At 63.5% G+C, this 14,483-nt stretch carries 12 protein-coding genes; 11 read left to right on the top strand and 1 reads right to left on the bottom strand.

What is annotated here, in order from left to right; all coding sequences use genetic code 11:
• Positions 1-2: 2 nt before the first annotated feature.
• Complete coding sequence (locus AC1DT6_RS08975; RefSeq protein WP_477102401.1) at positions 3-1,751, bottom strand: outer membrane protein assembly factor BamB family protein; 1,749 nt, start codon at positions 1,749-1,751, stop codon at positions 3-5.
• Between the two features lie 294 nt (positions 1,752-2,045).
• Here AC1DT6_RS08975 and AC1DT6_RS08970 point away from each other — a divergent pair, with 294 nt between their 5' ends.
• The 11 genes from AC1DT6_RS08970 (at position 2,046) to AC1DT6_RS08920 (ending at position 14,461) form a co-directional block, all read left to right on the top strand.
• Positions 2,046-2,711: an ankyrin repeat domain-containing protein gene (locus AC1DT6_RS08970; RefSeq protein ID WP_477102400.1), complete on the top strand. Its 666-nt coding sequence runs from the start codon at positions 2,046-2,048 to the stop codon at positions 2,709-2,711.
• A gap of 243 nt (positions 2,712-2,954) precedes the next feature.
• Positions 2,955-3,341: a response regulator transcription factor gene (locus AC1DT6_RS08965; protein WP_441628136.1), complete on the top strand. Its 387-nt coding sequence runs from the start codon at positions 2,955-2,957 to the stop codon at positions 3,339-3,341.
• A 159-nt stretch (positions 3,342-3,500) separates the two neighbouring features.
• Positions 3,501-4,061, top strand: coding sequence for a lipid-binding SYLF domain-containing protein (locus AC1DT6_RS08960; protein ID WP_477114636.1), 561 nt, complete (start codon positions 3,501-3,503; stop codon positions 4,059-4,061).
• A 196-nt stretch (positions 4,062-4,257) separates the two neighbouring features.
• Positions 4,258-4,731 (top strand): YMGG-like glycine zipper-containing protein, encoded by a 474-nt coding sequence (locus AC1DT6_RS08955; RefSeq protein WP_477102398.1) that lies wholly within the window; start codon positions 4,258-4,260, stop codon positions 4,729-4,731.
• 55 nt (positions 4,732-4,786) lie between these two features.
• Positions 4,787-4,945, top strand: a complete 159-nt coding sequence (locus AC1DT6_RS08950; protein WP_441628130.1) for a hypothetical protein — start codon at positions 4,787-4,789, stop codon at positions 4,943-4,945.
• A gap of 65 nt (positions 4,946-5,010) precedes the next feature.
• Positions 5,011-6,264: an efflux RND transporter periplasmic adaptor subunit gene (locus AC1DT6_RS08945; RefSeq protein ID WP_477114635.1), complete on the top strand. Its 1,254-nt coding sequence runs from the start codon at positions 5,011-5,013 to the stop codon at positions 6,262-6,264.
• A gap of 13 nt (positions 6,265-6,277) precedes the next feature.
• A complete protein-coding gene (locus AC1DT6_RS08940) occupies positions 6,278-9,514 on the top strand; it encodes an efflux RND transporter permease subunit (protein WP_441628126.1) in 3,237 nt (1,078 codons plus the stop codon).
• Between the two features lies 1 nt (position 9,515).
• Positions 9,516-10,994, top strand: a complete 1,479-nt coding sequence (locus AC1DT6_RS08935; RefSeq protein ID WP_477102397.1) for an efflux transporter outer membrane subunit — start codon at positions 9,516-9,518, stop codon at positions 10,992-10,994.
• Positions 10,991-12,250: a paraquat-inducible protein A gene (locus tag AC1DT6_RS08930; protein WP_477102396.1), complete on the top strand. Its 1,260-nt coding sequence runs from the start codon at positions 10,991-10,993 to the stop codon at positions 12,248-12,250. Before AC1DT6_RS08935 ends, AC1DT6_RS08930 begins: the two co-directional genes overlap by 4 nt.
• Positions 12,225-13,871: a PqiB family protein gene (locus AC1DT6_RS08925; protein ID WP_441628120.1), complete on the top strand. Its 1,647-nt coding sequence runs from the start codon at positions 12,225-12,227 to the stop codon at positions 13,869-13,871. Before AC1DT6_RS08930 ends, AC1DT6_RS08925 begins: the two co-directional genes overlap by 26 nt.
• Entirely contained in the window at positions 13,871-14,461 is a 591-nt protein-coding gene (locus AC1DT6_RS08920; protein ID WP_441628118.1) for a PqiC family protein, read from the top strand. Before AC1DT6_RS08925 ends, AC1DT6_RS08920 begins: the two co-directional genes overlap by 1 nt.
• The last annotated feature ends 22 nt before the right edge of the window (positions 14,462-14,483 follow it).

Raw genomic sequence — 14,483 nt, 5'->3', positions numbered from 1 at the left:
GCCTATTGCACGGCGAACACCAGCACGGTGTTGCCGCGCTTGAAGTCCAGTTGCGTGTTGCCGCCCGCCGCTACCGCGATGTACTGCTTGCCGCCCACCATGTAGGAAACCGCGGGTGCGTTGACCCCGGCGCCGCATTGGTACTCCCACAGCTTCTTACCCGTGCTCGCGTCGAAGGCCCTGAACAGGCCGTTGCCTTCCCCGTTGAACACCAGCCCGCCGGCGGTGGCCAGCACGCCGCCGATCAGCGGCTGCTCGGTCTTAAAGTCCCAGGCAACCTTGCCGGTATCGATATTGACCGCGGAGAGCTTGCCCCATTGCGCCTCGGACGGGATGGTCTTGAACGCGCCGCCCAGCCATAGCTTGCCACCGGGGTAGGGCGTCGCTTCCACCTGGTAAGTCATGGGCTGGTGCAGGTTGGCGGCATAGGCCAGCCGCGTCTTCGGGTCGAACGCCATTGGCGACCATTCCACGCCACCGTTGGCGCCCGGCAGCATGCGCGCGCCGGAGGCGGTGGGCAGCGTCCACATGTTCTCCTGCGGGATCATGGCCTGGGAGAAGCGGATCAGATGGCCATCGCGGCGGTCATGCACATAGATGTGGCCGGTCTTGCCGCCGTGGATCACGCCGGGAATCATCTGGCCGCTCTTGTCGCGCACGTCGACCAGGATCGGCGGGCTGGCGGCGTCAAGGTCCCACACGTCGTGGGCGACATATTGGGAGTGCCATTTGTAGGCGCCGGTATCCAGGTCGACTGCCACCATCGAGTCGGTATAGAGGTTGTCTCCGGGGCGGATGGCACCATACAGGTCGGGCGATGGGTTGCCCACCACGAAGATCGCCATCTTGTTCTTGCGGTCGATCGCCGGCGGCATCCAGACGCCGCCACCAAGGGACTTGTAGAAGTCGCCGCCCTTGTCGGCCAGTTGCTTCTTCTCCGCCGCGATGTCGCGCTTCATGTCGCGTCCCGTCGCGTCCGTGGTGGCCCAGACGCCTTCATGCCCTTTCTCGGGGATGGTGTAAAAGGTCCACAGCAGCTTGCCGTCGGTGACGCTGTAAGCCTTGAGGAAGCCACGGATGCCGTACTCCCCGCCGTTGGTGCCGATCAGGATCTTGTCGTCCACCACGACCGGTGCCATGGTTTCCGAATAGCCCAGCTCGGGATTGGCGATCTGGGTTTCCCACAGCAACTTGCCGGTTTTGGCATCGAGCGCGACCAGCTTGGCGTCGAGCGTGCCCATGTAGAGGCGGTCGCCGCTGACAGCCACGCCGCGATTGTTCGGGCCGCAGCAGAAGGTCGTGATCGGACCCATCTTGTGCTTGTAGTGCCAGAACTCCTTGCCGGTCACGGCATCGATCGCATAGACGTGGTTGTAGGAGGTGGTGAGGAACATCACGCCGTTGACCACGATCGGCGCGGTCTCCATGGACTCGATCACGGCGGTCTGGAACTGGAAGGCCGGCTTGAGCCTGGCGACGTTCTTGGTGTTGATCTGGCTGCCCGGGTAATAGCGGGTTTGCAGGTAGGAGCCGTTCGAGTGCAGCCAGTCGTTCGCGTTGCCGCCGGCGGCATCGAGTTGCGCCTGCGTAACCGATGGCAGGGGCCTGGTCATGGCGGCGCCGGTCGTCGTGGCGGCGCCCTGGACTTCGTCCGCGCCGAAGGCGACGGTCGCAACGGACGCGGCGCAGGCGGCAAGGGCCAGGAGTAGCAGGGGGAGGGTCAACCGGGAATGGCTGCGAGCTGCGAGCATGGGGAGCTCCTTTCTTGCATTCTTTTGTGCCCCCGGCTTTCCCAGGACAAAAGCATGTGCGCGTTGCGCACCGAGGCGGCCCGGGGTCAAAAGCAGTATAGGAAAGAGTGCAGGCAAAACAACCTTGTATCGCAATCGCTTGCATCACTGCCGCCGCCGCGCCGCAATATCAAAACATGCCGCGCCGCAACACGCGCTCGGACGCTCCTTGAATTAGCGCGCCTTACGCACCACACTTAGCCGGAAACGTGCAGCGATGAGGCTGGCCACCTATGCGTGGCGGGGGAGACGGACATGGACGGACGCACAGGATGGCGCGCGGGGATCGCCGCGCTGCTCTGCGGCATGGGCATGTTGTGGCTGCCGGCAAGGGCCGACGACGACATCGGCCTCAATGCCCGCTTGCTCGCGGCCGCCAGGGCGGGCGACGCCGCGGGCGTGCGTGCCACGCTGCAACAAGGCGCGGCGGTGGACGCGCGCAACCGCATTGGCGATACCGCATTGCTCTCCGCCAGCAAGCGGGGCCTGACCGAGATGGCGCGCACGCTGGTCGATCACGGCGCCAATGTCAGCCAGGCCAACGTGCAAGGCGTCACGCCGCTGATGGCCGCGGCCTTTGGCGGCTATGAGGAGATCGTGGCGATGCTGCTGGTGCGCCATCCTGATCTGACAGCCACGGATCGCGTCAACAAGAGCGCCATGGTCTATGCGGCAGGCGAGGGCCACGCCGGGGTGGTGCGGCAGTTGCTGGATGCTGGCGTGGACGTCAACGCCACCTACGGCAACGGGCTCACCGCGCTGATGTGGGCGGCCGGCTACGACCGGGCCGATACGGTGCGCCTGCTGCTCGCCAAAGGTGCCAGGCAGGATCTGCGCGACAATCGCGGACTGACCGCGCGCGAGATCGCGGAGCAGGTGCACGCGTCGAAGGTGGCGAGCTTGCTGGACGCGCCGCGCTGAGCGCCTTGCTTGCGGCGCGGCAGGCCCGGCACCCGATGCCGGCCTGGCCCCCTGTCATGCCGGGATTCCGCTACCGCCTCGTCAGACCGCCGTACGCCGCGGTGCTGGCGGCGCCGGGAAGGCGCCCGCATCCTCGCGCGTAGTTGGACCAAAGTCCAATATCTGCGGTCTTCCAACTGTCATAGTCTTAATCGAGCGTCGAATCAGGTGGGGCCCTGCGGTGCCTGTATGGGGAATTTCGCCATGAGCAAAGTCAAACCGTTCGTCGCAGTGGTTGATGACGACGAATCGGTGCGTCGTGCCATCAAGCGGCTTTTGCGCTCCATCGGGCTGTCATCGGAAACGTTCAAAACCGGGGACGAGTTCCTGGATATGTTCGATTCCATTCCGTCATATCGCCCAGGCTGCGTCGTGCTCGATGTGCAGATGTCCGGCCTGAACGGGCTTGAGGTCCAGCGGCGGCTCACGGGCAGCGGCATCCCGGTGATCTTCATCACGGCGCATGACGAAGCCGGTGTCCGCGAGCAGGCTTTGGCGGCTGGAGCGGCGGCCTATCTGCGCAAGCCGTTTAACGATGAAATCTTTATCAAGGCCGTGCGCACGGCCATCGATCCGACTTCCGAGGGGTGAGGAACGCGAACCGGCTTCGAGCGCCCGGCAAGCGGCTATTGGACCAAGGTCCAATTGTTTTAGCGGGACCCGGATATCACTATTGATATGAACCGGCAAGAACWTCAGGTGGGAATGCGCTTTACACCATGTCGTCATTTTCTGAATGGAGCACGCATCATGATCAAGTACCTTCGGCTYATTCTCGCGATTCCGGTCWTGCTGGTCGCGGTAGCCTGTTCGACCCAGCAGACGTCAACCGTGGGCGGTGACCCGCAACTGGAAGCGGCCGCGCGTGCGGCCCTGGCAAAGCTGAATGATACGAATCCCAGGACCAAGAACCTCCTGACCGCGGCGAAGGGGGTTCTCGTGTTCCCCGACATCATGAAAGCGGGCTTCCTCGTGGGCGCGCAAGGCGGCAACGGCGTGATGTTTGCCCCGGATGGCAGGGTGCTGGGCTACTACAACGCCACGGCGGTCTCGTATGGCCTGCAGGCGGGCGCCCAGACCTTCTCACTGGCAATGTTCTTCATGAACGACAAGGCTTTGAGCGATCTCAATGATAGTGACGGGTTGTCGGTCGGCGTTGGGCCGAGCGTTGTCGTGGTGGATGAGGGCGTTGCAAAATCCATGACCAGCCAAAACCTGACATCGGACGTCTACGCCTTCATCTATGGGCAGCAGGGCTTGATGGCCGGCCTCGGTTTGCAAGGTCAGAAGATCACCAAGCTCAGTAAATGAAGCCGATGACGGTGCCTGTCGGTGGGGCTCCACTTACAGCTAACGCGCGTCGCGCCCCTTGCGCTCGACGCGCGTTAGGTTCGCCTGAGCGCGACAGCAGCGTGGGGCGGCGTGCATTGCGCGGCATTGCCTGTTGGCCTGGTTCACGGAGGACCAGCGAACTGGCCGGCCAAGGAATATGGGGGAGTCTCAGGTCATGCTACGAATGCAGCGAGTCCCAATTGGCCTGATCGCGTGGATGCTGGCGTTCTGTGCCGCCGCGCAGCAGCCCATCATCTATCCAGCCAAGGGGCAGAGTACGCAGAAGCAGAACTCGGACACCGCCGAATGCCAGTTGTGGGCGAAGCAGAACACCGGGGTGGATCCCGTTGCCATTGCGCAGCAATCCGGCCAGCCAAGTGCTCCGCCGCAGCAAGGGGGGCGGGTCAGGGGCGCCGCGGGCGGCGCCGCCGTAGGCGCTGCGGTGGGTGCGATCGCGGGCGATGCCGGCAAGGGTGCGGCGGCTGGCGCGGTCACGGGGACCGTGGTCGGTGGCTCGCGCCAGCGACGCGGCAACCAGGCCGCGGCCGAACAGCAGCAAGCGGGTCAGCAACAGGCGTCCCAGCAAATGGCCACGTTCAACCGGGCGGTGGCGGCGTGCATGACGGGCCGGGGATACACGGTGCAGTAGTGCTGTAGTGCGGTAGTGCAGTAGAGGGCAGGGGCGGAGAGTTGGGGATCCACAGATGACAACGAAACCAAGGCGAACCGCGTTCGCGTCCGCGACAGCATGGCGCAGAGACGCGGGGACTATCGCGCTCGGCGAGATCCCCGGCGCAATGGCGTTGATGCTGGTGAATCGCGACGACGTGCTTGTGCTGTCTGGCTACGGCATGCCGCCGTAGCTGGCTGCGGGTCCGGCTTGCTTGCGTTGTGTTCCAAGAGTCCGAGTTCCCAATGGGAGACTCAAATGGTGATTTCACCTTCGCGGATCGTAAACGTCGGTTGCAGGCACGCGCTCAACCGCGCCCGCCTGCAGTTCGCGTTTGCCGGGGCGACCTTAGTGCTGCTTGCCGGCTGCCACAAGCAGGCGAACGAAGTGCCGCGTGCGATAACCGAAGTGACAGTCATGACTGTCGCGCAGCGTGACACGCCGGTCGAATTCGAGTTCACCGCCCAGACGCAAAGTTCGCGCGAGGTCGAGATTCGCGCACGTGTCGACGGCTTCCTGGAAAAGCGCGTCTATACCGAGGGTGCGCTGGTGCGTGCCGGGGAGACGCTTTTCCTGATGGACGCCAAGCCATTCGAAGCGGCGCTCCAGTCGGCAAAAGGCCAGCTCGCGCAGCAGCAGGCCAGGCTCACCGTGACCAAGGCCAATCTGGCCCGAGTGGTTCCGCTAGCCGCTCAGAACGCCCTCAGCCAGAAGGACCTTGACAACGCAACGGGCAACGAAAAGGAGGCCGAGGCCGCGGTGATCGCCGCCCAAGGCGAGGTCCGGACCGCGGAGCTCAACCTGAGCTACACGACGATCAAGTCCCCGCTCATGGGTCTGTCGAGCTTCGCAAGGCAGCAGGACGGCAGCTACGTGACAGCGGCCGCGACGGGCTTGCTGACCTATGTTTACCAGCTTGATCCGATGTGGGTGAACTTCAGCATTTCCGAAAATGAATTGCTGTCCTACCGCGACCAGGTCGAGAAGGGACAGCTGCGGTTTCCGCCCAACAACGACTTCGAGGTCACGGTTGTGCTTGCCGATGGCAGCCTGTTCCCGGGCAGCGGCCATATCAATTTCACCAATCCGGCATTCAACACGCAAACCGGAACCTTCCTCGTGCGGGCCTCGTTCGCCAATCCGCAAGGCACCCTGCGCCCCGGGCAGTTCGTGCGCGCACGGGTTGCCGGCGCGGTGCGCCCCAATGCGATTCTCGTGCCGCGACGTGCCGTGTTGCAGGGTTCCAAGAGCCATTTCGTCTGGACCGTCGATAAGGATTCGAAAGGCCATCAACGGGTTGTCGAAGTCGGGGAATGGAACGGCGATGACTGGTTCATCAACGCGGGCCTGAAAGCCGGCGAGCGGATCGTCGTCGACGGCGCCATTCGCGTCGTCGCCGACACGCCGCTGAAAATCACGCAGGCGCCGGCCCAGAAAGCCGCCGCCGATGCGCCGCGCAGCGAAGAGCGAAGCCTGTCGCGGCGTCAGTCTGACACTATCGCGACGAACTGACCGGGCAGGCGAAATGAACATTTCCCATTTCTGCATTGACCGGCCGATCTTCGCGTCGGTCATTTCGATCGTGATCACGCTCGGCGGCGCGCTGGCGATGCTCAACCTGCCCATCGCGCAGTATCCTGACATTACGCCGCCGCAGATTACCGTCTCCGCCACGTACCCCGGTGCGACCGGGGATGTGGTTGCAAACAATGTCGCCGCGCCGATCGAGCAGCAGGTCAATGGCGCGGACAACATGATCTACATGAACTCTTCGAGTTCATCGACCGGCAACTTCACCCTTAACGTCTTTTTCGAGATCGGCACCAACCCCGAGCTTGCCCAGGTCGATGTGCAGAACCGGGTGAACCTGGCGCTGCCGCAATTGCCTTCGTCGGTTCAGGCCCAAGGCATCCAGGTGCAGAAGAAATCCTCGGCGTTCATGATGGTCCTCGCCATCTACTCGCCCAGCGAACGCTACGATGCAACCTACATTGCCAACTACACCAACATCTACGTGCTGGATGCGCTAAAGCGCATACCCGGCGCCAATCAGTCGAGCATCTTCGGCACGCCTGATTACGCGATGCGTATCTGGCTCAAGCCTGACCGCATGGCGCAGCTCGGTATCACGGCCTCCGACGTGCAGAAGGCGGTCGCCAACCAGAACCAGCAGTTCGCGGTCGGCAGCATCGGCCAGTCGCCAACCGGCACGGCAGTCGAGCAGTCATTCGCGGTAACCACCACCGGCCGCCTGAGCAATCCGGCCGAGTTCGAGAACATCATCCTGCGCGCGGCGAGCGGCGATGCCGCGATGGTGCGTCTCAAGGACGTCGGCCGTGCCGAACTCGGCAGCAAGGACTATTCGATCCGTAGCAAGTTCCAGGGCAAGCCGGCGACGGTGATCGCCGTTTATCAGCAGCCGGGCGCCAACGCGCTCGACGTGTCCAACCAGGTGCGCAAGACGCTGGCGGAGATGAAGAAGTCGTTTCCGGAAGGGCTTGAGTACGAAATCGCGATGGACACGACCGAGTTCACCCGTGCGTCGATCTCGGACGTCATTCACACCTTCTTCGAAGCGCTCGTGCTGGTGGTGATCGTCGTGTTCGTGTTCCTGCAGAGCCTGCGCGCCACTTTGATCCCGGTGCTGGCGGTGCCTGTGTCGATTGTCGGTACCTGCATGGGCATGATGGCGCTCGGGTTTTCGATCAACATGCTGACCTTGTTCGGCATGGTGCTGGCGATCGGCATCGTGGTGGACGATGCCATCGTGGTGATCGAGAACGTCGAACGGAATATGAGCGTCCACAAGCTGAATCCGAAGGACGCCGCCAAACGGGCCATGGACGAAGTCACGGGGCCGGTGATCGCGATCGTGCTTGTGCTGTGCGCCGTATTCGTGCCGGTGGCGTTCCTTGGGGGTATTACCGGACAACTGTACAAGCAGTTCGCCATTACCATTGCGATCTCGGTGGTGTTCTCGGGGCTGGTCGCGCTCACGCTGTCGCCTGCGCTGGCGGCATTGCTGCTGAAACCCGGACACCATGAAAAGAAGGGCTTCTTCAGGTGGTTCGAGAATGCCTTCGGGCGCATGACCGCTGGCTATACGAACCTGGTGAAGATGGTCATCAAGCGCTTCGTGGTCGCCTTGTTGCTGTTCGTCGGCATGATCGCGCTTGCGGTTGTCATGATGCGGTCGATCCCGACCTCGTTTCTCCCGCCCGAGGACCAGGGCTATCTGCTCGGGGCGGTGATCATGCCGGACGCCGCGAGCCTGGATCGCACCGGGGCGGTGTCACAGCACGTGACCGACTATTTCATGAAGCAGCCGGCCGTGGGCAGCGTCACGGTGGTCGACGGCTATAGCCTGCTCGACAGCCAGAACAAGAATAACGCCGGAGCGTTCTTTATCGGGTTCAAGAGCTTCGACGAGCGCTATAAATTCGCCAACATCAAAACGCAGAATGCGCGCGCCGTGCTGATCGACGCCTACGAGCAGCTGTCGAAGGTAAAAGAGGGGATCATCCTGCCGGTCAATCCGCCGTCGATCCCGGGGTTGGGTACGACCGGCGGCACGGAGATGTGGATCCAGAGCAAAGGGGACGGTTCCATCCCGCAACTCGCGGGCGTGGTGAACGACTTCATGGCCAAGGCGAAGCAGCGGCCCGAACTGGCCCGCGTCACGTCGACCTTCAATGCGGCGGCACAGCAGCTGCTGGTCAACGTGGACCGTGAAAAGGCGGAAACCCTGGGGGTGCCGGTCGAGGAAGTGTACAGCGCGATGCAGACCATGTTCGGCTCGCTGTACGTCTCGCAGTTCAATCGTTCGAGCCGGCTCTGGCAGGTCATCCTGCAAGCGGAGCCGTCCTACCGGCTCAAGCCCGGGGATCTCGACCAGATCTTCGTGCGCGGCAAGACCGGCAACATGGTACCGCTCAAGGCCGTGGTGACCACCAAGTTCGTCACCGGTCCGGATCTGGTGACGCGCTTCAATAATTTCCCGGCGGTCAAGATTACCGCCAATGCGGCCCCGGGATACAGCTCGGGGCAGGTCCTTTCCACGCTGCAAGAGGTGGCGGACGAGGTGATGCCCAACGACTACGGGGTGGGGTGGAGCGGCGAGGCGTACGAAGCCCTGAAGGCCAGCAGCTCGTCGGCGCTTGTGTTCGTGTTCGGCCTGATCATGGTGTTCCTGATTCTCGCTGCGCAGTACGAGAAGTGGAGCTTGCCGGTGGGCGTGCTGATGGCGGTGCCGTTTGCGCTCTTTGGCGCGTTGCTTGCCATCCTGCTGCGCGGCCTCGATAACGACGTCTACTTCCAGATCGGCCTCACGATGCTGGTGGCGCTGGCGGCCAAGAACGCGATCCTGATCTTCGAGTTTGCCGTGCTGAACCGGGAACAGGGTGAGTCGGTCTATGACGCCGCGGTCACGGCGGCGACCGAACGGCTGCGTCCGATCGTGATGACCTCCCTTGCCTTCATCCTGGGCTGCGTGCCGCTGGCGATCGCACTCGGCGCATCGGCGAACAGCCGGCATTCGATCGGGACCGGCGTCATTGGCGGCATGCTCGGCGCCACGGTGATCGCGGTGTTTTTCATCCCGATGTTCTTCTACGTGCTCGAAACCATGTCGGAGAAGAAGGGCGGAGGCAAGAAGACTCCCGGTCCGGAAGGCGGCGCGCCCGGCGAGCCGGCACCGGGCTCCATTGGGGCGGGAGCGGGCGGCCCGACGGCCACGCCGTCCGCCAGACGCGAGGACGAATGACATGCGCACTTCGGCTCTTTCGCTAATGGCCTTGCTGACGCTCGGCGGTTGCCTGCTCGGGCCGAACTATCAGCGGCCGGCCGTCAACACGCCGGCTACCTTCCGCTTTGCCGAGGCGGATGCTCAGGATCTCGTCAATACGACGTGGTGGGTGCAGTTCGAGGATCCGGCGCTCAACGATCTGATCGCGACGGCGCTGGCCGAGAACAAGGACGTGAAGATCGCGGCGGCGCGCGTCGAGCAGTTTCTCGGGCAATTCCAGAGCACGCGCTCGCAGTTGTTCCCGCAACTCGGCGCAGGGGCCGGGGCACAGCGTGAGCGCGTGCCGCTAGGGACGACGACATTGCCGTCCGGCGTCGGACAGGTATTCAACCAGTACCAGGCGACGCTCTCGGCGGCATGGGAGATCGATGTCTTCGGCAAGCTGCGCCGTCAGACCGAGTCCGCCCGGGCGAGCCTGCTGGCGAGCGAGGAAGGCAGGCGCGCGACGATCCTGACGCTCGTCGCTTCCGTGGCGTCGTCCTATGTGAATCTGCTGTCGCTCGACCGGCAACTGGAAATCGCCAAGGCGACCGTGGCAAGCCGGGCAGAGTCGGTGCACGTATTCGATCTGCGCTACAAGGGCGGGGAAGTTTCACAGATGGAACTGGCGCAGAGCCAGTCCGAATACGAATCCTCGCTGTCGACGATTCCGCAGATCGAACTCCAGATCGCGCAACAGGAGGATGCGCTATCCATCCTCCTGGGGCAGAACCCGCAACCGATCCAGCGTGACCGCAAGCTGGACGACCTGGTGTTGCCATTGGTGCCGGCCGGATTGCCATCCGAATTGCTCGAACGCCGCCCCGACCTGCGGCAGGCCGAGCAGGACCTGATCGCCGCCAACGCGCTGATTGGCGCGGCGCGCGCGCTCTACTTCCCGTCGATCTCGCTGACTGGCGTGTTCGGCACGGCGAGCACCCAGTTCTCGCAGCTCTTCACCGGCCCGGCCAGGTTGTGGTCATACGCCGGTGCGGTGACGGTGCCGATCTTCACCGCGGGCAACATCAGCGGGCAGGTCAAGCAGGCCGAGGCACTGCAGCAACAGGCGCTGTTCACGTACCAGAAGGCGATCCAGGTAGCTTTCCAGGAGGTCGCGGACTCGCTGGTGTCCTTGCAGAAGACGCGCGAGAAACTCGTTGTGCAGGGACGGCAGGTCGACGCGCTGGCGACCTACGCGAGGCTCGCACGGTTGCGCTACGAGGGCGGATACACGAGCTACATCGAGGTGCTGGATGCCGAGCGCAGCCTCTTCAACGCGCAACTGAGTTACGCCCAAGCGCAGGGAACGGTCTTTACCTCAAGCGTGAATCTCTATAAAGCGATGGGTGGCGGCTGGGTGGTCGACGCGGAACGTATGACCTCGGTAGTGTATGGCGACGGCGGCAATTCCGTACCACCGGACGCATCGCCCTCCGGTACAAGCAAATCACTGCCATGACCGCGGCGCGCCTGATCGCCTGCCACGAGTGCGATCTGCTGCAGCGTGAGACGGCGTTGCCAAGAGCCGGCATCGCACGCTGCCGGCGCTGCGGCGCGGAGCTCTATCGGAGCCGGCCGGAGAGCCTCGACCGAGCGCTTGCATTGACGCTCGCGGCGCTCGTGCTGTTCGTGGTGGCGAACATGTTTCCGGTGGTGGGGTTGTCGGTGAACGGCGATCTCGTCCAGACGACGCTGTTCGGCGCGGTTCGGATACTCTATCGCGACGGCATGTGGCCGCTCGCCGGCCTCGTGTTCGTCACCACGCTCATGATGCCGCTGCTGAGAATGCTGGCGATGACGTATCTCTTGCTACCGCTGCGGCTGCGACGGTTGCCGCGCCGGCCCGACGCGGTGTTTCGCGTCCTGGAACTGGCGGCGCCCTGGGGCATGACCGAAGTCCTGATCCTCGGCATGCTGGTCGCCTTGGTCAAACTCGCGCATATCGCCACGGTGGTGACCGGCGTCGCCATGTGGGCGTTCGGGGCGGTGATGCTGCTGCTCGCCGCCGCGTCCTCCGCCTTCGACGTTCGCGACCTGTGGGCCCGGATAGATGCGGCATCGCACGTAAGAGGGCGTGGCGTGATCGCTGCCTCGGCCACCACGGCTGCCCGCGCGGGCTTGCTGGTCTGCCACAGTTGCGGGCTGTTGTCGCGGCTGGCTCCTCATGCCCATGAAGGCAGCTGCCCGCGGTGCGGCACTCACCTGCACTTTCGCAAGCCGGCCAGCATCGCCCGTACCTGGGCGTTCCTGATTGCAGCGATGATCCTGTATATCCCGGCCAATCTGCTGCCCGTGATGGACACGAGTTCGCTCTTCGGCTCGGAGGAGGATACGATCCTGAGCGGCGTGGTCTACCTCTGGACCTCGGGCTCCMGGTTGTTGGCATGCGTGGTATTCATTGCGAGTATCGCGGTGCCGATGCTCAAGATCATCGCCATGCTGTTTCTCGTCAGTTCGGCACAGTTTCACTCGCGATGGTTGCGTGAGAGGCGGGCGCGCATCTATCGTCTGGTGGAAATCGTCGGGCGCTGGTCGATGCTCGATATCTACGTCATCACGCTTCTGGTTGCGCTCGTGCAGTTCAGTTCGCTGGCGACGATCAAGGCCGGCCCGGCCTCGGTCGCGTTTGGTGCGGTGGTGGTGCTGACGATGTTCGCCGCTATGTCGTTCGACCCGCGTCTGATCTGGGATGCCGTGGAGAAGGATCGTGGCTAATCCTCCTGAACAAGGCGACGAACCCGGCGCGCCTGACTTTCCCGAGGTGGTCGCCACGCAGCACTCGCGCTGGCGCCTGCAACTCGTCTGGCTGGTGCCGCTCATCGCAGTGCTGATCGGCGGCTGGCTGGCGGCACAGGCGATCCTCCAGAAAGGCCCGACCATCACCATCAGCTTCAAGACCGGCGAAGGTCTCGAGGCGGGAAAGACCAAGATCAAGTACAAGGATGTGGACATCGGCGTAGTCAAGAGCGTCATCCTGTCAAAAGACCATCGCGGCGTCATTGCAAGCGCTGAACTGGCCAAGGACGCGTCGGACTTGCTGGTCGACGACACCCGCTTCTGGGTCGTGCGGCCGCGCATCTCCGGCGGCACCGTATCGGGCCTGGGTACGCTGCTGTCCGGCTCGTATATCGGCACGGACGTCGGCAACCAGACCAAGTCGCGACGCGACTTCGTCGGCCTCGAGACCCCGCCGGTTTTCGCGAAGGATGTCCCCGGGAAGGAGTTCGTGCTCAAGAGCGAGGATATGGGCTCGCTCGATATAGGCACTCCCGTTTTCTTCAGGCGCTTGCAGGTCGGCCAGATTTCCTCCTACAACATGGATGCCGACGGAAATGGTGTCACGCTGCGGGTCTTTATCAATGCACCCTACGACAAGTATGTGCACGCCGATACGCGCTTCTGGCACGCAAGCGGTGTCGATGTGTCGCTCGATACAAGCGGCGTGAAGGTCAATACGCAATCGATGGTCGCGATCCTCATTGGCGGGGTCGCGTTTCAGTCCCCCGATGATGCAGAGAGTGGACCGCAGGCTGAGGCCAACGCCCAGTTCGATTTGTTCCGCGACCGTGCGGAGGCGATGAAGCGCCATGACAAGATTGCCGAGACATTCGTGTTCAGCTTCAGGGAATCGGTACGCGGCCTGACGGTCGGTGCGCCCGTCGATTTCCGCGGCATCGTGGTGGGCGAGGTGACAGGGATCTACACGCGCTTCGACCGGGAAAAGAAGGAGTTCAGCATTCCGGTCGAAGTGCGGATCTATCCGGAGCGTTTCACGTCGCGGTATGAGACGGGAGTCAAGGGGGGCAGGCTCACGGACAACCCTCACGCGCTTGCTGTGTGGCTGGTCGAACATGGCTTCCGCGGGCAGCTTAGAACCGGCAACCTGCTGACCGGGCAGCTCTACCTCGCGCTGGACTTCTTCCCCGCGGCTCCCAAGGCCACGGTGGACTGGGACGCCAAGCCGCCTGAGTTGCCTACGGTTCCGGGCGGCCTGCAGTCTCTTCAGGACTCGATTACAAGCCTGGTTGCCAAGCTCAACAAAGTGCCGTTCGAGGGCATCGGGAAGGATGTCCGAGTGACCTTGCAAAATGTGGACAAGCTGCTCAAGACGCTCGATGCGGAAGTGGCGCCGGAGGCGCGCGCCGCGATTGTGTCGGCGCGCACGGCGCTCGATTCGGCCAACAGCGCGATGCAGCCGGACTCGGCACTGTCGCAGAGTACAGCCGATACGATGCGGGAGCTGTCACGCACGGCGGCATCGCTTCGCGCTCTCGCGGACTATCTCGAACGCCATCCGGAAGCGTTGATTCGCGGCAAGACGGAGGACAAGAAGTGATGCGCTCTCTTCTTCTGATAGCTGCGGTACTTGCGGTTTCGGTGCTCGGTGGTTGCGCGAGTTCGCCTCAGGCGGTTTTCTATACCTTGAGTCCGGAGCGGACAACGGTGCCCGTTGAGGCCAGTGTCGCGCCACTTGCTATCTCGATCGGGCTGGTGGCGGTGCCGGACATTGTCGACCGCCCGCAACTGGTGTTGCGGGTCAATGCGACGCAGGTAAGGATCGACGAGTTCGCCCGCTGGGCCGAGCCGCTGAAGAGCCAGGTTGCGAACGTGATGGCTGCAGACCTGGCCCAGCTGTTTCCCGGTGCGCATGTTTCAAGCTATTTGCAATGGGCTGATCGTGCGACGGCGTACCAGGTTGCGGTCGACATCCAGCGCTTTGATTCCGCACCGGGCGATGCGGCGTCGATCTCGGTGTTGTGGCTGGTGCGGCCGCCAAAGCAGGGGACGCCGGTGAGCGGCCGCAGTATCGTGAGCGAGCCTGCCGGCGCTCAGGGTTACGATGCGCTGGTCGCTGCGCACAGCCGGGCGCTGGCCGCGGTCTGCCGCGATATTGCCGCGGCGATCCGCACGACGCGTGGAGAGTGACAACTTGGGATCGGCGCCGGCC

The organism is Cupriavidus sp. 01L45, assembly GCF_056399885.1.
The sequence above is the reverse complement of the archived record's forward strand: the minus strand, read 5'-3'. Positions and strand labels throughout refer to the sequence as shown.